Source organism: Paracidovorax avenae ATCC 19860 (assembly GCF_000176855.2).
GTDB lineage: Bacteria > Pseudomonadota > Gammaproteobacteria > Burkholderiales > Burkholderiaceae_C > Paracidovorax > Paracidovorax avenae.
The window spans coordinates 2684106-2703621 of record NC_015138.1; the positions used below are offsets into that span (position 1 = coordinate 2684106).

Below are 19516 nucleotides of genomic sequence, written 5' to 3' on the forward strand. Positions count from 1 at the left end.
CTCCGGCCGTCGCGGCGGCTGCGCCTTGGAGCGACTAACACGGCCCAGGGAAGCGGTTCTGGCCAGGCGCCGTATCGCAGGCAGTACGAGTAATACGACAAGATGCGGCAACGACGCCAGAAGGGTCGTGTTCGCCGCTCTTAACGGAAGAGCGACCGCAACTCGCTGCCGGACATGCCCCGGCCGATGGCCTCCTTCCAGGGGGACAGGTCGTGATTCACCGCGGGATTCCAGCGGCTGGCGGGCCGGTCGGTGCAGGTGGCGATCGCGGCGTGGGCAAGGTCCATACGGGCCACGCGGCTGCCTTGCGGGTGCGACCACGCCGGATGGCGCATGCCCAGCGGCATGGACTGGATGGGGTCCTGTTCCCGCACGAACTGGCGCAGCGCGAACCGCATTCCGGGGTTGCTCCCCAGGCGCAGTTCCAGCGCCTCCTGGAATCTCCCTTCGATCCCGTCCGGGGCGATCCTGGGAGGATTGAACGCGTAGGTACTCACCTGGCCGTCGATTTCCTTGTGCCGCAGGAAGTTGGCGATGTCCACCCCTGCGAGGATGCCGACCGCCGCTCCCAGGCTGTGGCCCGTCACCGAAACCGACAGCAGCCGGCCCGCATTCCGGGCATCGGCTGCGCTCGCGGCCAGCAGCGACCGCAGGGTGCGCCCCTCCGCCCGGGATGCCCGGGCCTCTTCATGCCAGCGGTCCTGCCAGCCCATGCCCACGGCCCCGAGGGTCGGCAGATGGTCGCCGAACGGATTGCGGTGCGGCCGTGTCCATTGGCTGCTGAAGTCGCAGAGCAAATCCCCGCGATCATCCATGCGCGTGCCGGAAAAGGCCAGCACCAGCACTTCGGCATCCTGCGTGGCGCCTTTCCAGCACCGTAGCGCGGGCGTGGACCATGCGGATTCGAAGCCCAGCTCTCCCACGGACGGAATCCGGCTGGCATCCTCGGTGTAGGCATGCCCTGAAAGGGCGCGCATGCATTCGAGCACTTCACGCCGCATCCGCTCCAGGGCCGCCGGAGAAATGGAAACGTGGCCGCCGCCCTCGACCGGGGCCGTCGGCAGGTCCACGCAGGCCAGTGCCCGGCCCAGGTCCACCTGGGTCAGGTCGATGCCACCCGGAGGGTGAGCGACGTTGCGTGGCGGGGCCGGATGGGCTGGACCCGGGCGAGCGGCGAGCGGGCCATGGACCGCCAGGCGCGGTGCGGCTCGGGTCGGAAGGTGCATGCCGTTCTCGGTAAGCCTGTGCGGCCGTCCCCCACCGGGGGACGCAGCCTGAAGTGCAGGCGATAGGGACCGTGGCATCGTGGAGGGGAGTATGTTGCCTCGCGAGGAGAGGGGACGTGTGGCCATGTCGGACGGGTCATCGGAAGGGACGCTGCGGGAAGGCGGTGGGCGGGTGAATGCCTCCGTTGTTCTGCATGCCGGAATTTGACGGCAGCCCGTATTGCAGCATCGGCATGCCAGGCACCGGCCCCCGCGGGCGAAGCACCGGTGGCACGCGCGAAGCCCGGAAACAGCTGGCGGGCCGGTGGGCCACGGTATCATCCGGCGCTGCCCGGCAGACATGGGAGGCTTTGCCGTCCGTCCGTTCCGGGCATTGCCTTGCCGCCCTTTGCCACGCTGCACCCACGCCTGCCGCCCCATCCGTGCGCCTCAATTCCATCAAACTCGCCGGCTTCAAGTCGTTCGCCGAACCTACGCACTTCGTGCTGCCGGGGCAGCTCGTGGGCGTGGTGGGGCCCAACGGCTGCGGCAAGTCCAACATCATGGATGCGGTGCGCTGGGTGCTCGGAGAGTCCAAGGCGAGCGAACTGCGCGGCGAATCGATGCAGGATGTGATCTTCAACGGAACCACGCACCGCAAGCCCGCCAGCCGCTCGAGCGTGGAACTGGTTTTCGATAACGCGGACCACCGCGCCGGCGGGCAGTGGAACCAGTACGCCGAGATTGCCGTCAAGCGCGTGCTCACGCGGGAGGGCAACAGCAGCTACTTCATCAACAACCAGCCCGTGCGCCGCCGCGACGTGCAGGACGTGTTCCTGGGCACCGGCCTGGGTCCCCGCGCGTACGCCATCATCGGGCAGGGAACGATCAGCCGCATCATCGAATCGCGTCCGGAAGAGCTGCGGCTTTTCCTGGAGGAGGCGGCAGGTGTCTCCAAGTACAAGGAGCGCCGCCGCGAGACCGAGAACCGCCTGGCCGACACGCGCGAGAACCTCACGCGCGTGGAGGACATCCTGCGCGAGCTGAACGCGAACCTGGAGCGCCTGGAGAAGCAGGCGGAGGTGGCGGCACGCTACAACGCGCTGCAGTCGGACGTGACGCTGCGGCAGCACCAGCTCTGGTTCCTCAAGCGCGCCGACGCGGAAGCCGAACAGAGCCGCGTTCGCACGGAAGGGCTGCAGGCGGTGAACGATCTCGAATCCCGCATGGCGGACCTGCGCCATGTGGAGGCGGATCTGGAAACCATCCGCCAGGCCCACTATGCCGCTGGCGACCAGGTCAACCAGGCGCAGGGCCGGCTTTACGAGGCGACCGCGGAGGTCGGCAAGCTGGAGGCGGAGATCCGCTACGTGGTGGAAGGGCGCCAGCGCGTGGAGCAGCGGCTGGCCCAGCTGGCCGAGCAGATCGTGCAGTGGTCGGCCCGCAAGGAAGAGGCCGAGGACGAGATGGAAAACCTCGCCGGTGCCGGCGTGGATGCGGAAGAGCGCGCAGAAATGCTCGCCGCCCAGGTCGAGGAGCAGGCGATGCAGATGCCCGACCTGGAGGAGGCCCTGCGCCAGGCGCAGCAGCGCTCCGAGGCGCAGCGTGCGTCGGTGGTACAGGTACAGCAGCAGATCCAGGTGCTCGCCGCCGAGCAGCGCAGCCTGCAGGAGCAGCGGCGCCAGGCGGAGTCGCGGCACGAGCGCCTGCGTGCCGACCGCAATGCGCTGGCAGCCCCCGACGAAGCACGCCTTGCCAATCTGAACGGGCAGTTGCAGGAGGCCGAGGAAGCCGCCGAAATGGCGGAGGCGCGGCAGGCTGAACTGCAGGACAGCGTGCCCCAGCTGGACGAGGAGCGCCGCCAGCGGCAGCAGGCCGCCAATGCCGAAGGCGCCCGCCAGGCCGACCTTTCGGCGCGGCTGGAAGCGCTCAAGGCCCTGCAGGAGAAGGTTCGAACGGACGGCAAGCTCAAGCCGTGGCTGGCCCGGCACGGGCTGGACGGGCTGCAGGGCCTGTGGAGCCGGCTGCACATCGAGCCCGGCTGGGAGAACGCGCTGGAGGCCGCGCTGCGCGAGCGCCTGGGCGCGCTGGAGGTCGGGCGCCTGGATACTGTCCGCGGATTCCTCGGGGCCGGTGGGCAGGATGCACCCCCCGCCCGCCTGGCCTTCTACAGCGCGCCCTCCGCGGCAGGGACGTCCGGCACGGCGCCGGCCGCACCACGGCTGGCCGACCTGCTGCGGGTGCCGGAAGCAGGCCTGCGTGCCGTTCTGGAGGACTGGCTGCAGGGCTGCCAGACGGCCGCCACGCTGGACGAAGCGCTGGACCGCCGCACGCAGCTGAGGCCCGGCGAGGCGATCTACGTTCCCGGCGGGCATGCGGTCAGCGCGCACGGCGTGAGTTTCTATGCGCAGGATTCGGAGCAGTCGGGCCTGCTCGCCCGCGCACAGGAAATCGAGCATCTCGAGAAAGAACTGCGGGCCCAGGCGCTCATCCACGAGGAATCCCGCACCGCGCTCGTCCGCGCCGAGGCTGCGTATGCGGATGCCTCGCAGCGGCTGGTGACGGCCCGGCGCGAAGCTACGGAAGCCCAGGGCCGGCGCCACGAGTTGCAGGTCGAGAGCCTGCGCCTGAACCAGTTGGCGGAGCAGGCCCGGGCGCGCAGCGAGCAGATCGGCGCCGATCTGGCTGAGGTGGAGGCGCAATTGGCGGACCTTCAGGAGCGTTCGGTGGCTTCCGAGGCGCGTTTCGAAGAACTCGACATGCAGCTTGCCGACAGCCAGGAGCGCCATGCCCAGTTGGGCGACCGGGTGATCGAGGCCGAGCGGCGCCTGAACGAGTGCCGCGAGCAGCAGCGCGCCCTGGAGAGGCAGGCGCAGGAAGCGACGTTCTCACGCCGCAGCCTGGAAGCGCGGCGGGCCGAACTGGCGCGCACCATCGACACCGCGCGCGCGCAGGTCTCCTCCCTGGAGGACGAGCGCCAGCGCGCGCAGGACGAAATGGGCCGCCTGTCTTCTGCGGCGGCGCAAGGGGGCCTGCAGCAGGCGCTGGATCTGAAGATGGAGCGCGAGAAGGCACTGGCAGCGCAGCGCAGCGAGTATGACGATCTCACGGCCCGCCTGCGCGCGAGCGACGAACGGCGGCTGCAGCTGGAGCGCGCTCTCGATCCGCTGCGCCAGCGCATCACCGATTTCCAGCTCAAGGAACAGGCCGCCCGGCTGGGCCTGGAGCAATACACCAGCCTGCTCTCCGATGCGCAGGCCGACCTGGACGCCGTGGCGCGCTCCATCGAAGAGGGCGGCGTGCGGGCCGCCGGGCTGCAATCCGAGATCGACCGGCTCCACCGCGAGATCACGGCCCTGGGCGCGGTCAACCTCGCCGCGCTGGACGAGTTGCAACTGGCCCGCGAACGCAAGACCTTCCTCGATGCGCAGACCGAGGACCTGACCCTCGCCATGAACACGCTCGAGGATGCGATCCGCAAGATCGATGCCGAGACGCGCACGCTGCTGTCCGGCACCTTCGAGACAGTGAACGGCCATTTCGGCCGCATGTTCCCCGAACTGTTCGGCGGCGGACAGGCGCGCCTCATCATGACCGGTGACGAAATCCTGGACTCCGGCGTGCAGGTGATGGCGCAGCCCCCGGGCAAGAAGAACCAGACCATCCACCTGCTCTCCGGCGGAGAGAAGGCGCTGACGGCCATCGCGCTGGTCTTCGCCATCTTCCAGCTCAACCCTGCGCCGTTCTGCCTGTTGGACGAAGTGGACGCGCCGCTGGATGACGCGAACACCGAACGCTATGCCAAACTCGTCGCGAGCATGAGCCGCGGCACGCAGTTCCTTTTCATCAGCCACAACAAGATCGCCATGGAAATGGCCGAGCAACTCATCGGCGTGACGATGCAGGAGCAGGGGGTTTCGCGCATCGTCGCCGTGGACATGGAGTCTGCGCTGTCGATGGCTGAGGCCTGATGTCCTACAGCAAATCCGCATGAAGCAGGGCACCCGGCCACCGCGTTACATCGTTTCACTCACACCATGAGCAATTTCCAACTCGGCCTCATCATCGCGGGTGGCGTGGTATTGGCCATCGTCGTCGCCTACAACGCCTGGACCACCCACCGCAATGCGCCCAAGCGCGCCAGCCCCCAGGAAGGGGCCGAGGCAGGCGCCGCCGATACGCTGGTGCGCCAGGAGCCCGGCTTCGACCTGCCGGCAGGACCGGCCGGCGGCCTGTCCCCGGGCGCGCCGCTGCCGGCATCCGCATGCGAGGCCCGCCAGGGTGGCCATGCGGTGGACTGGCAGGATTCGTTGCAGATGCCCGTGCCTCCGGCAGAACGCAGGGGAGGGCTCGACCCGCTGATCGACGCCATCGCACCCATCATTCCCGAACAGGTCGTCTCCGGCGACGCGGCGCTGGCGGCGTTGCCGACCACCCGCCGGGCCGGTAGCAAACCGTTCGCCATCGAGGGCTTCAACGAAGCAGCGCAGCAATGGGAAACCCCGGTTCCCGGCCAGCGATACACCCAGTTCCAGGCCGGCGTGCAGCTTGCCAACCGCGTGGGTGCCCTCAACGAGATCGAGTTTTCCGAGTTCGTGCTCAAGGCCCAGGGCTTCGCGGATGCGATCAACGCCACGCCTGATTTTCCCGACATGCTGCACGAGGTCGCTCGTGCCCGCGAGCTCGACCAGTTCGCCAGCGACCACGACGCGCAGCTGGCGTTCTGCCTGCGCGCCCGCCACGCGGCATGGAGCCCGGGCTACGTGCAGCAGAATGCGCTGCGCCAGGGCTTCACGGCCGGCGCCATGCCCGGCCGCCTGGTGCTGCCGGCCGGGGGGCAGGGTCTCCCGCCGGTGCTCACGCTGTCCTACGACACCCAGGCCGCCCTGTCGGAAGATCCCGAGCAGTCGGCCATCCGCGACATCACGCTCAGCCTGGACGTGGCGCAGGTCCACCGCAGCGAGCAGCCTTTCGCCCGGCTGCGGGAGGTGGCTGCGTCCCTGGGCCAGGCCATGGACGGCGTGCTGTGCGACCAGAACGGTACGCCGCTGCCTGCCATGACCATGGACCCCATCGCCGCGGACCTGGAGCTGCTCTACGACAAGCTCGACAGCCGCGAACTGTCGGCCGGGTCGGTGCTGGCACGGCGGCTGTTCAGCTGAACATCGCACGGCGGCCCGGCGGCGGCCCGCCGTGCCCCTTTTCCGAAAGACGATCGCCATGGCCGAACATCCCGACCTGTTTTCCGCTCCTGCCCAGGACGACCCCGAGGAGCTGGGCCGCCGCGTCGCCGCGCTGCGGGCGCAGTTGCACCAATGGGCGCACCAGTACTATGTGCTGGATGCACCCACCGTGCCGGATGCCGAATACGACCGTGTCTTCCAGGCCCTGCAGGCACTGGAGGCGGCTCATCCCGAACTCGTCACGCCCGATTCGCCCACGCAGCGCGTGATCGGAGCGGTGATGGAGGGCCTGACGCCCGTTCGCCATACGGTACCGATGCTCAGCATCCGCACCGAGACCGACACCGAGGCCAGCGGCGCCGAGACGTTCGATGCCCGCGTGCGCCGGGAGCTCAAGCTCGCGCCCGATGCGTCGCCGGTCGAATACGTTGCAGAACCCAAATTCGACGGCCTGGCCATGAGCCTGCGCTATGAGAACGGTCGCCTGGTACAGGCCGCCACACGCGGCGATGGCGAAGTGGGCGAGGACGTGACCCATAACATCCGCACCATCCGCCAGATCCCGCTCACGCTGCCCACGGGCGGCGACAAGGGCGTGCCGCCGGTGCTGGAGGTGCGGGGCGAAGTCTATATGCGCCGTGCGGATTTCGACAGGCTCAACGAGCGCCAGCGCGAGGCCGGCGGCAAGACCTTCGTCAATCCGCGCAACGCGGCGGCCGGCGCGGTGCGCCAGCTCGACTCGGGCATTGCCGCGCAGCGGCCCCTGAGCTTCTTCGCCTATGGCCTGGGCGACATCACTCCGGCGGCAGAGGGCGGACCCGACTTCGCCACCCACTTCGACATGCTCCAGCAACTCAAGGCCTGGGGGTTCCCGGTCGCTGCGCAGGTGCGGACCGCGCTGGGTGCGGCCGAGCTGGTCGCTTTCCACCGGGAGGTGGGCGAGAGCCGCGACCAGTTGCCCTACGACATCGATGGCGTGGTGTACAAGGTCAACAGCCTGGCTCTGCAGAGGCAACTCGGTTTCGTGACCCGCGAGCCGCGTTGGGCCGTGGCGCACAAGTATCCGGCGCAGGAGATGGTTACCCGCGTGGAGGGGATCGACGTGCAGGTCGGCCGTACCGGCAAGCTCACCCCCGTGGCGCGGCTGGCTCCCGTCTTCGTGGGCGGCGTCACCGTCACCAACGCCACGCTGCACAACCTGTTCGAGATCCGCAAGAAAGGCGTGCGGGTCGGTGACCAGGTCATCGTGCGCCGCGCGGGCGACGTGATTCCCGAAGTGGTGGGCACGGTGCCGGCGGCCCTGCTGCCCGTGGCGGGCGCGCTGCAGGGCTCCGATGCCCTGGTGGACGCCGCTTCCGGGGCGGATGGCACGGCCCCCGGGGCCGATGCTGCGCGTGCCGCGCCGCGGTCGCCCTACGTGCCCAACTTCCGCATGCCGCGCCAGTGCCCCATCTGCGGCAGCGCGGTGGTCCGGGAGAAAGGCGAAGCCAACCACCGCTGCACCGGGGGGCTTTTCTGCCCGGCCCAGCGCAAGGAGGCGCTGCTCCACTTCGCCCAGCGCCGGGCCATGGACATCGAAGGCCTGGGCGAGAAGCTGGTGGACCAGCTGGTGGAAGGCCAGGTCATCCGTACCCTGCCGGACCTGTACCGGCTGGGCCTGACGGCGCTCAGCAGCCTGGACCGCATGGCGGAGAAATCCGCGCAGAACGTGCTGGCGGCCCTGGAGAAGTCCAAGCACACCACACTGCCGCGCTTCCTGTTCGGCCTGGGCATCCGCCATGTGGGCGAAGCCACGGCCAAGGACCTGGCGCGCCATTTCGGCGGCCTGGACGCCATCATCGGCGCCAGCGTGGAACAACTGCTCGAGGTGAACGACGTCGGCCCCATCGTCGCGGAGGCCATCCATACCTTCTTCGCGCAGCCTCACAACCGCGAGGTGGTGGAGCAGCTGCGCGCCTGCGGCGTCACCTGGAAGGAAGGCCCGCCAGCCGAACGCGCCACCTTGCCGCTGGCTGGAAAGACCTTTGTCCTCACCGGCACGTTGCCGACCCTGAGCCGTGAAGATGCCAAGGAGCGGCTCGAAGCCGCGGGCGCCAAGGTCGCAGGTTCGGTCAGCAAGAAGACGCACTATGTCGTGGCCGGGGAAGAGGCCGGCAGCAAGCTCACCAAGGCGCAGGAGCTGGGTGTGCCTGTCCTGGACGAGGCGGGCATGCTTGCCCTGCTACAGGGCGATTGAGCCAGGTTGCAGCAGTGGTGCCGCGGCGGGGCACGGGCCTGGCACGGTCCAGTACCTGTCTTGCCCGTAACTATCCAGCGTGTGAAACCGGGCAGCCTGTGGGTCAGGTTTGCTCGAATTAATCCGCTCTGCGCGACTAATACGCCGTTTTTATCAATTGGCGGTCGAGTATTTAGTAATCGAATGGGTGTAAGCCCCCAATATTCCATGATTGCCGGCGAAGCAATCACGGCTATGATTTGGCGCTGGCACCATTTCCTGAAATAGGAAAACAAATAATACTTTTAATACGTTTGGTTGCACCATGACACGTCGAGTCACTATTCAAACCCCGCTGGGCGATGCGCTGAATTTCCGGGAGCTTAGGGGCAGGGAGGAACTGAGCCAGGTCTTCAGCCTCGACATCGACCTGCTGAGCGAAGACAAGAGCATCGACCCCAAGGCCCTGCTGGGCAAGAGCGCCACGGTGGTGGTGGAGACCGAAGGCGGAGGCCGGCGCTACCTCGACGGGATCGTGACGCGCTTCGGTACGCAGGGGCAGGACCACCGCTTCTACGCCTACCGCCTGCGGCTGCAGCCCTGGCTCTGGCTGGCCTCGCGCAAGAGCGATTTCCGGATATTCCAGAACAAGAGCGTGCCCGACATCATCGAAGAGGTGCTGGGCGCGTACGGATATCCGATGGAAAAGAAACTCAGCCGCAGCTACCGCACATGGGAATACTGCGTGCAATATGACGAGAGCGACCTGCAGTTCGTCTCGCGGCTGATGGAGCACGAGGGCATCTATTACTACCACCAGCATGCGCAGGGCCAGCACACGTTGACGCTGGCCGACGACATCGTGGCCTCACACCAGCCGCTGCCCGGGGCGGCCACGATTCCGTTCTATCCGCCCGAGAAGTCGGCCACGGCGGACCGCGAAAACATCCACGCCTGGGAGCTGCACGAGGAGATCCACTCGGGCCGCTTCTACAACGACGACTACGACTTCAAGAAGCCCAAGGCGGACCTGGCGAACATGCGGCAGATGCCGCCCGGGCACAGCCACGACGCCTACGAAACCTACGAGTGGCCCGGGGGCTACACGGAGTTCGGCGACGGAGAAGCCTATGCGCGGGTGCGGCTGCAGGAGAACCTGAGCGGGCGCAGCACGGTGCGCGGCGAATCGCGCCACCGGTCGCTGGCGACGGGCTACCTCTTCACGCTGGAGAACTACCCGCGCGGGGACCAGAACCAGCAGTACCTGATCACCGGCCTGCAGTACCACTTCAAGGAGAACCCGCGGGTGAGCGCGGCGAACCCGGGGGGCAAGGGCACGGTGCAGGAAGAGGGCTCGTTCCAGCGGTTCACGCTGCAGGCGCAGCCCACGAGCCTGCCGTACACGCCGGCGCGCGTGACGCCGAAGCCGAAGACGACGGGGCCGCAGACGGCGGTGGTGGTGGGCCCGCCGGGCGAGGAGATCTGGCCGGACCAGTACGGGCGGGTGAAGGTGCAGTTCCACTGGGACCGGCAGGGCAAGTTCGACGAGCAGTCCAGCTGCTGGATCCGGGTATCGCAGGGCTGGGCGGGGCAGAACTACGGGAGCATCTACCTGCCGCGCATAGGCCAGGAGGTCATCGTGGACTTCCTCTCCGGGGACCCGGACCAGCCGATCATCACGGGGCGGGTGTACAACGCGGACCAGATGCCGCCGTGGAAGCTGCCGGAACACAAGACGCAGTCGGGCACGCTCACGCGCTGGAGCAAGGGAGGAGGCGGGGCGAGCATGCTGCGCTTCGAGGACCAGAAGGGGATAGAGCACCTGGAGCTGTCGAACACGTACGGCAACACGTACCTGAACATGGGGTACCTGATGCACCAGGGCACGGGGTCGCAGCGGGGCTATGGCTTCGAGCTGCGCACGGACCTGTGGGGCTCGATCCGGGCGGACAAGGGCCTGCTCATCACCACGTACAACCAGGATTTCACATCGCGCGTCTCGGTGAACAATCCCGACGGCTTCGAGCACATGGGGGCGACGCTGGCCAACACTGCCTCGCTCATGCAGGAAGCCGGGCAGGCGGTCTCCTCGGCGCAATCCACCATCGGTACGCTCAATGCGGCGAAGTCCTCGCAGATCTCCAGCCTGGGATCGGCCATCGCCGCGATCACGGGTGGCGGTGCGGGTGGAGCGGCCTCCCTCGCCAAGATGGCCTCGGCGCTTTCGGGCGGAGGCGGCGGTGGCGCGGAAACCGCCATGCCTACCGACACCGACCCCGCCATGGCCGACGCGCGCAGCCTGATGGACCTGTCGCGGGACATTACCAAGCCGGTGGTCTCGATCGTGAGCCCGGAAGGCCAGAGCCTCATCAGCCCCAAGCCGATCGTGGTCAGCTCCGGCCAGAGCACCTCGGTGCGCGCGCAGCAGCACGTCACCGTATCGAGCGGTGCCCAGCTGACCCAACTGGCCAAAAGCGGCATGTTCACCCATGTCACCGAGGGCGGGCAGACCAATATCGTCTCGGCCGGCGACGTGGCTTCCGTCGCCAAGACCGGCCACATGAACCTCGTGGCGGAACAGAACATCACCGTGTCGTCCACGGCGCTCAATGCCCACCTGCTGGCCAAGGAGAACACCGTGGTCAGCGCGGAAACCGACACGGTCTTCGTCAGTGCGGGCAAGCACATCACCGAGGTGGCGGGCGAGAGCATCACGCTGGTGTGCGGCAAGGCTTCCATCACGCTCAAATCCGACGGCACCATCGTGCTCAATGGCGTGAAGGGCGTCTTCAATTTCGAGGACGACCTCGACCAGTTCGGCAAGAAGATCAACCTGAATTGCTGAAAACAGCCCCATCGACCAGAGAAAGCAGAACGCGCATGCGCTACCACTTCCAAGAAGGCCACATCGAAGCCCCGGACCACGTCACCGACCGCACCGTGCACCTGCTCGCGCCCACCCCCGGCACGGGCGAGATGACCGTCGCCATTTCCAAGGATCTGCTCGAATCCGGCGAAACCCCGCCGGAATTCCTTCAGCGGCAGCTCGGCGACCTGTCGCGGCAGGTCGCCAAGTTCAGCAGGGGCGAGGTGCAGCCGGCCATGCTCGGCGCGCCCGAGCAGAAGATCGGCGGCTCGAAATTCACGGTGAGCTACAAGCAGCAAGGACGCATGGTCCATCACGTGCAGTCGCTGTTCCTGTTGCCTGATGGGCACACGGTGCTCAACCTGACCTTTTCCCTGCCCGTGCCTTTCACGGAAGAACACCTGCGGCAGGTGGACGGCGTGCTGGCCAGCTTCGTGCTGCGCCAGTGACGGGCGCACGGTGCGCGTGCCCGGAATCTGCCGCATGCGCGCCGCCGATGAAAACACCAGATAGGAGACACCAGCATGGGAGGCATGGCGGCGGCGAGGCAGGCGGACGAGATAGGACACGTGTCGGTGTGGGCGAGGCTGGCGCGTGTGGGGTTGAGGCTGGCGTCGGGGATGGTGGAGACGCTGCTGGTGGCGGGGGTGGTGGCGCTGGCGGCGGGGGTGTCGGTGGCGACGATGGGGTGCGGTGCGATCCTGGCGTGCGGTCTGCTGGCGGGGTTCATCGGGGGAGCGACGGGCTGGAGCGACTACAAGGAAAAAAAGATCCAGGAGATGACCGAGGACATCGGGGATCTGGACATCACGGGCACGCTGGGCATCCGCGGGGCGGCGACGGTGCGCATCAACGGCCGCGCGGCGATGCGTGCGGTGGCGGATGCGGCCGTGTGCCGCGACCATGGCCAGCCGAACCCGAACTTCATCGCCGAGGGTTCGGACTCGGTCTTCATCGAAACGTACCCGGCCGCGCGCAAGGGCGACAAGATGATGTGCGCGGCGCAGATCGCCAGCGGCTCGGACGACGTGCTGGTGGGGGGCAACAAGACGGCGTACCTGGAGATCGCCGACGACCGGGCGTGGTGGGAGACGGCGCTGGAGATCGGGGTGGGCCTGGCGATGGGCCGGGGCAACTTCCTGGGCAAGGTGGGGTGCCTGGCGCTGGGGGCGGTGGTGGGCATGGCGGGCGACGCGCTGGGGCGGGGCTTCCGTGCGCTGATCGGCTACCCGGTGCACCCGGCCACGGGCGGCAAGGTGCTGGACGGCAGCCAGGACACGGACTTCGTGCTGCCCGGGCCGCTGGGCATTGCCTGGCGGCGCTTCTACAGCAGCCACGACCACCGGGAGGGCAGCCTGCATGGCGCGGGCTGGAGCGTGCCCTACGAGATCGAGTTGCACGTCGAGCGGCCGGGCGCCGGTGCGCCGCCTTCGCGCATCACCTACGTCAACCCGCAAGGGCGGCACATCGGGCTGCCGGATGTCGAGCCGGGCACGGCACTCTTCAACGTCGGCGAGGGCTTCACCCTGGGCTGCACGGCGGGCGGCCACTACGAAGTGGGCGAGCTCGACCACGTGGCCTACCAGTTCGGCCCGGCGCCGCAGGAAGCGGGCACGCATGTGCTGAAACTGCTGCGCATCCGGGACCGGTTCGGGCACTGGGTGGGGCTGCGCTACGACGGCGAGCGGCGCCTGGCGGGCATCGCGGACCACCTGGGCCGGTTATTGCGGCTGGACTATGAGCCGGGCAGCCGGCGGGTGGTGGCGATCCACCTCGTGCAGGCCGCGCCGGGCGAACAGCTGGGCCTGCTGGCGACCTACCGTTACGACGCGGGCGGCCAGCTCACGCAAGTGCAGGACCGCACGCGCGCGACCGTGCGGCGCTTCGCCTACGCCGAAGGCCTGATGGTGCGCCAGGAGGACGCGGCCGGCTTCGCGTGCCACTACGCCTGGGAGGATGCGGCGCAGGCCAGCGGCCCCGAGCGGCAGGACGGTGCGCGCGGGCCCGATGGCCGGCCCCTGCGCGACCGCCGGGTGGTGCGGCACTGGACGGAGGACGGCGAGAACTACGCCATCGCCTATGGCTTCGATGGCGGCTTCGATAGCGGGCCCGCCAGCGAGGCCGGTGGCTGGACAAGCGCAACCGACCAGCTCGGGCGCGAGGAGCGCTGGCAGTGGGACCGCTGGCACAACCTCACGGCCTACACCAACGCGCTGGGCGCCACGTGGCGGCTCGTGTGGAACGAGCGGCGCGAGTTGCTGTCGTGCACCCGGCCCTCGGGGGCGAGCACCACCTTCCAGTACGACGACAACGGCATGCAGACGGGCGTGGTGGACCCGCTGGGGCGGCTCACGCGCACGCTCTGGGACAGCCGGTGGTTCGAGCCGCTGCGCACCACGGGCCCGGATGGCGCCACGTGGCGCTACGAATACGACCGCCAGGGCCTGCTGGTGCAGGAGACGGCGCCCGATGGGGGGGTGACGCGCTACGCCTACGACGCGCAGGGCCAGGTGGTGCAGATCGAGGACGCCCTGGGTGGGGCCAGGACCTTGCAATGGAACGAGCGGGGCCTGCTGGTGCGCTATACGGACTGCTCGGGGCGCACGACGCGCTACGGCTGGGACGGCTGGGGCCAGCTGCAATCGGTGACCGATGCGCTGGGCCAGCAGACGCAGGGCGTGGTGGATGCGCGCGGGCTGCTGCGCTCGCTCAGGCTGCCCGATGGCAGCAGCCAGGGGTTCGAGTACGACGCGGGCGGGCGGCTGGTGGAGCACACGGACGCGCTCTCGCGGGGCACGCGCTACGGATACAACGCGCGCGGGCAGTTGCTGTGGCGGCGCGACGCGCAGGGCCGGGAGATCGGCGCGGCGCACGATGGCGCACACCGGCTCTCGGCACTCGCCACGGAAAACGGTGGCGTGTACCGGTTCCGCTACGACGATGCGGACCGGCTGGTGGAGGAAGAGCGCCTGGACGGCACGCGGGTGGGGCTGGAATACGACGCGGACGGGCACGTGGTGGCGGTGGTGCACCACCCGGCGCGGGGCGACGACGTGTTCCATGAACTGGAGACCCAGGCGCAGGACGGCACGCTGCGGGAAGGCCCGGCAGCCCGAAACGCGCAGGTGCCGCGGCGCACGGAGCTGCAACGCGACGCGCTGGGGCGGCTGGTGCAAAAGCGGGTGGGCGCCAGCGTGCTGCGCTACCGCTACGACGCGGGCGGTCGGCTGGTGGAGGCATCGCGCTGGCGGCGCCAGGCCGGGGAGCAGGCCGAAACCCCAGCCGGCGCTGAAGCCGAAACGGACAACGCCCCCCTGGAGCTGCAGCACACGACGCGTTTCGAATACGACGCGCTGGGCCGCATCGTGGCCGAGCACGCGCAGGATGCGGCGAGCGGGCAGGTGCACACGCTGCGGCACGAACACGACGCGCTGGGCAACCGCACGCGCACGCAGCTGCCGGCCGTGGTCAGCCGTGCAGGCCAAGCGGTGCTGCGGCGCAGCCTGAACTACCTGCACTACGGCTCGGGGCACCTGCACCAGATCAACCTGGGGCTGGCCGAGGAAAGGGCGCAGGAGGCATCGCCGGAAGCACCGCAGCAGGGATTGACGGGCGAAGCCGGCCAAGGCGATGCCCTGGCGGGCGTGCTGCCCGAACCGGTGCGCGAGGTGCACCGGCTCATCGCCGACATCGAGCGCGACGCGCTGCACCGGGAGGTGCTGCGCACGCAGGGCACGCTGTCCACGCGTTACGCACTGGATGCGCTGGGCCGGCGCACGGGCAGCTGGACGCGCTCGGGGCTGGGGCTGCAGGACGCGGCGGGCGAGGACTGGCGCGGGGCGTGGCAGCAGCAGGTGGAGGCGCTCGCCCAGCGCGGCCCCTCGGCGGCGGTGGGGCTGCTCAAGCAGTACCGCTACGACGCGGTGGGCGAGCTGCGCGAGAGCGTGCACAGCCACAAGGGGCGCACGAGCTGGCGCTATGACGCCACGGGGCGGGTGGAGCAGGCGCTGCGCGCGGGCCCCGGGGCGCAGCCGGGCGCGGGCGTGCAGGGCCGCTCGGAAGAGGTGTTCCGCTACGACCCGGCGGGCAACCTGCTGGATGCGAGCCTCGCGTCGCGCATGGCGGCCAACGATGGAGGCCCTGGAGGCTCCGGCACGGGCTCCACGGGCTACCTGCGCGACAACCTGGTGCGGGTGTATGAGGACAAGCGCTTCGCCTACGACGGCTTCGCGCGGCTGCGCGAGAAGCGCATCGGGCGGCACACGGTGCAGCGCTTCGAGTGGGACGATGAAGACCAGTTGGTAGCGGTGGAGACCACGCGCCACCCGGGCACGGCCCAGGCCACGCGCCAGCGGGTGGAGTTCCGCTACGACGCGCTGGGCCGGCGCATCGCCAAGCAGGATGCGTTCGGGCGCACGGAGTTCATCTGGGAGGGCATGCGGCTGATCGAGGAGCGGCGCGGCTCGAAGGTGGTGAGCTACGTGTACGAGCCGGGCAGTTACGTGCCGCTGGCGCGCATCGATGCGGATGGGCAGCGGCTGGAGGGCAGCGGGCACGGCGGGCTGGTGGGCAGCGCAGGAGCGGATGCTGCAGGCCCGGCAGGCACCCGAGGCCCTCCAGGCAGCCAAAGCAGCCGCCACGCCGCGCTGAACCCGATGGCCGCGCCCGGCAGCAGCGCGGCAGCGCATGCCGCTTCCGCTTCAGCCCAAGGACCGGCACACGCCCATGCCCAGACCCCGTCCGAACCCCGCCTGCGCGCCAGTGCCCAGGTGAGCTACTTCCACAACGACCCCTCGGGCCTGCCGGAAGAGGTGACGGACGAAGCCGGCGAGGTGCGCTGGCGCGCGAGCTGGCGCACCTGGGGCAGCGCATTGGAGGAGCGCTGGGAGGCCGTGCGCATCGACGGCAGCGCCATTCCCGCGGTGCAGCAGCGGCACCGGGACGAGGACACGCTGGAGCAGAACCTGCGCCTGCAGGGCCAGTACCTGGACCGCGAGACGGGGCTGCACTACAACACCTTCCGGTACTACGACCCGGATGTGGGGCGGTTCATCAGCCCGGATCCGATCGGGCTGGCGGGTGGGCTCAACCTGCAGCACTATGCGGTCAATCCGCTATCCTGGATCGATCCGCTTGGTCACGAAAAGTATGTAATTATTGGAGAAGGCCAAAGCGGTGTAAATGAATATGCAAGAATAATGTCTGAAAATCCAAAACTGAAAGGTCATGAATTCAGGACGATTCAAGGTGACTGGAACCCGATGATGAAAAAGTCCGGAGCGAGTCGTTTGGAGTTCGGCAGTGCGGAATGGGAGCGCAAGGCGATCCAGGTGAATATTGACTGGATCAAGGACAGACATGCCGAGGGGTATAAATTCATCGACATCGGAGAAGACAGCTCTCCAAACAGAAGTTCTTTCTACAAGGCAGAGAAGGAAACTCTCTCTGCGTTGGGTGTGAAGCCCATGAAGGGTAACTCCACCCACATTGCAGCAGCCCGGGCAGCTGCAAAACCCAGTGGAAGACCGCCTTCCAAAACAGGATGCTGAAATGCTGGATTTTTCTGAAGATTGTTTTGCGACCTACATTCATCTCCCCATCCATCCGGATCGGGAGCCCATGATGAATGATTATTATCGCCGTGTCCTGGGGTTTTCGGGTGAGTACAGTGAGTTCTGGGTGCGGGAAGACGGTTCACTGAGGCTTCAGTTCAAGGATGTGGAAAATATCGATGAAATCAACAAGCTTCGCCCACCATCCCTGGCGAGCATCTTCATGCCAGGCGACTTCATCGGTCTTTGCGATCGCTGGGTGCGTGCTGGGGCGAAAATTGAACTGCTTCTCCTCGATCCGGTAGGGTTTACCGCTGTTGTCGTTGATCCTGCAATGAACCGTCTGGAGTTCAGGGGTGAAAGCAATTCCGGAAATTCAGATGTCGATATGAGCAATTGGGATTTCTTCAGAAGGCTCTGATGGTAGGCTGTGAAAATATCTGCAAGCCGTATTTCTGATGCGAGGCACAGTTTGATTTTCGATGATTTCTTTCATCTTTCCCAATATTTTTTTTCAAGACCCCGGGTTGCTGCTTCAATTCTACGTCGTGGAGCTGTCGCTTTTTGAGATTTCAGCTGATTATGGAATGAATTCACGCCTGATCGTCGCGAAGGAAAACCCGAACGTTGGATTGGTCATTTCCGAGGGGGATCCGGCCCCTGTCTCTTCCCGTCCTCTGTTTACCATGGTCGTTACGGAAATCGAGGCTCTTTTCCACAGGCTGGCGAATTTCAATTTCTCGACAGGGGCAGAATTGTTGACGAAGCAATCCCTCTTCGAGTGGCCTCTGGGCCAGAACATGACACTGAAGGATCCTGCGGGCAATATTTTTATTATCGAACGCCCTTACGCTGCCTGATGGGAACCTCTCAAAACCCGGCCACTCCCTTGTTCACCGACAAGACCTGAGCCGTCCTCCTTGCCATGATCTCTCCTCGCAGCGCCTTGAAGTTCGATCTGTTTGCCGAGGCGTCGCGCCAGCATAAGAGAGATGAAGTGGGCGATCCGTTGCAGGTGATCGCGCGGCACATCGACTTCGCCGAGCTGGCGCGGCTGGTGGATGCACTCATCGAGCGCGGCGATGGCCGCAAGGGTGGTCGGCCGGCCTATCCCATCGAGGTGATGGTGCGCATCCTGGTCTTGAAGCGCCTGTACAACCTGTCGGACGAGCAGATGGAATACCAGTTGCTGGACCGGGCGAGCTATCAGCGCTTTTGTCTGCTGCAAGACGCGATGAACGTGCCGGACCGCAACACGATCTGGCGCTTCGGCGAGCGGCTGGGCGTTGACGGGGCGACGGCGTTGTTCCAGGGTGTGGATGCGCAACTGCACCGCCATGGCTACATCGCCCGTGGCGGACAGGCCATCGATGCCACGCTGGTGCCCGCGCCCCGCCAGCGCCTGGACAGGCAGGAGCGCGAGGCCCTGGCCGAAGGCAGAACGCCCGATTGGAGCGAGGCCGAGCGCCGGCAAAAGGATGTGGACGCCACGCACACGAAGAAGCACGGCAAGGGCTACTTCGGCTACAAGCTCAGCGTGAGCGTGGACCTCAAGCACGGCTTCATCCGCAGGATCGCCACGGGCACGGCCAGCGAGCATGACGGACACCACTTCGACGAGGTGCTGGACCTGCACAACACCGGGCGTGCAGTGCATACGGACAAGGCCTACGCGAGCCGGCAGCGCCAGCAGCTACTCAAGGTGCTGGGCTTGGTGGACGCGATGCAACGCAGGGCTCGGCCGGGCAAGCCACTGAGCGAGTGCCAGCAAAGGCGCAACCAGCGCATCGCAAAGAAGCGTGCCAAGGTGGAGCATGTGTTTGCCGGTCTCCGTCACCTGGGCGGCAAGTTCGTTCGCACGATCGGGCAGACCCGCGCCACGGTGGCGATGACGATGATGGCTGCCTGCTACAACCTCAAGCGCCTGGCGTCGTTCCTGCATCGGCAAGTGGATGCGTTCTTCAAGCCATCGGCTGCCAAGGCACGGGTGCGCCTGCAACCGTCAAAAGCGTGAGCCTTGCGGGGGGCAAAGGCCCCTGTACATGGGCTGCGTCCCACCCACCGAGCAGGTGTCCGAGCGCATTCGGGGCGCTGGAATCTGACGACACGCCGGAAAAACTGGCTGGTGGCGGTTGTGAGAGGCTCCCTGATGTGCCGAGGTCTGACAGGATTCTGCAGACAGCCTCCGTCGATTGGCAACGGCATCGCCCAACGCCGGGCATGTTGTCCAATACGAAAATCCAGTTCCGGATCGAATGGCAGCCACCTTCTGCGCACCGTTGCGTGCGTGAAGGTTTCCTTCTTCGGGTGCCCAATGTTTGTTCCGCAACATTGCCACCGTCAGCGCCATGATGTCTGGCGCGAGCCACCTCATGCACGGCGCACCGGCAAGCTGCGCACGCTCAAAATGGCAGCGGCAGGAGATACTGCCGACCGATGGCGAAACCCGCTGATGAAGTCCCGTATCGCCTGTCACCCCCCACAGCCCAGGAGTT

The 19516-nt window shown here is 67.2% G+C and carries 10 protein-coding genes; 9 read left to right on the top strand and 1 reads right to left on the bottom strand.

The genetic code is table 11. The features are described from left to right. Positions 1–140: 140 nt before the first annotated feature. On the bottom strand, positions 141–1226 hold the full coding sequence (gene xopAP / locus ACAV_RS11850; protein WP_013594811.1) for a XopAP family type III secretion system effector: 1086 nt from the start codon (positions 1224–1226) through the stop codon (positions 141–143). 422 nt (positions 1227–1648) lie between these two features. On the opposite strand from xopAP, the gene smc reads away from it, so the two are divergent. From smc to ACAV_RS11890, 9 genes are all read left to right on the top strand, one after another. Beyond that, a complete protein-coding gene (gene smc, locus ACAV_RS11855) occupies positions 1649–5176 on the top strand; it encodes a chromosome segregation protein SMC (protein WP_013594812.1) in 3528 nt (1175 codons plus the stop codon). A gap of 66 nt (positions 5177–5242) precedes the next feature. Continuing rightward, the gene (locus ACAV_RS11860; protein ID WP_013594813.1) at positions 5243–6367 is read left to right on the top strand and encodes a cell division protein FtsZ; all 1125 of its coding nucleotides are present in this window, start codon (positions 5243–5245) and stop codon (positions 6365–6367) included. Positions 6368–6425: 58 nt separating this feature from the next. Beyond that, positions 6426–8624 carry an NAD-dependent DNA ligase LigA gene (gene ligA / locus ACAV_RS11865; protein ID WP_013594814.1) on the top strand — a complete coding sequence of 733 codons (2199 nt, stop codon included), beginning with the start codon at positions 6426–6428 and terminating at the stop codon, positions 8622–8624. 304 nt (positions 8625–8928) lie between these two features. After that, positions 8929–11448 (top strand): type VI secretion system Vgr family protein, encoded by a 2520-nt coding sequence (locus tag ACAV_RS11870; protein WP_013594815.1) that lies wholly within the window; start codon positions 8929–8931, stop codon positions 11446–11448. A gap of 35 nt (positions 11449–11483) precedes the next feature. Beyond that, positions 11484–11918: a DUF1795 domain-containing protein gene (locus ACAV_RS11875; protein WP_013594816.1), complete on the top strand. Its 435-nt coding sequence runs from the start codon at positions 11484–11486 to the stop codon at positions 11916–11918. A 75-nt stretch (positions 11919–11993) separates the two neighbouring features. Further along, complete coding sequence (locus tag ACAV_RS11880; RefSeq protein ID WP_013594817.1) at positions 11994–17018, top strand: RHS repeat-associated core domain-containing protein; 5025 nt, start codon at positions 11994–11996, stop codon at positions 17016–17018. A gap of 1 nt (position 17019) precedes the next feature. Further along, positions 17020–17442: a hypothetical protein gene (locus ACAV_RS24105; RefSeq protein WP_013594818.1), complete on the top strand. Its 423-nt coding sequence runs from the start codon at positions 17020–17022 to the stop codon at positions 17440–17442. Positions 17443–17503: 61 nt separating this feature from the next. After that, complete coding sequence (locus ACAV_RS11885; protein WP_013594819.1) at positions 17504–17881, top strand: VOC family protein; 378 nt, start codon at positions 17504–17506, stop codon at positions 17879–17881. Between the two features lie 68 nt (positions 17882–17949). Further along, entirely contained in the window at positions 17950–19035 is a 1086-nt protein-coding gene (locus ACAV_RS11890; RefSeq protein WP_049791218.1) for an IS5 family transposase, read from the top strand. Positions 19036–19516: the final 481 nt, after the last annotated feature.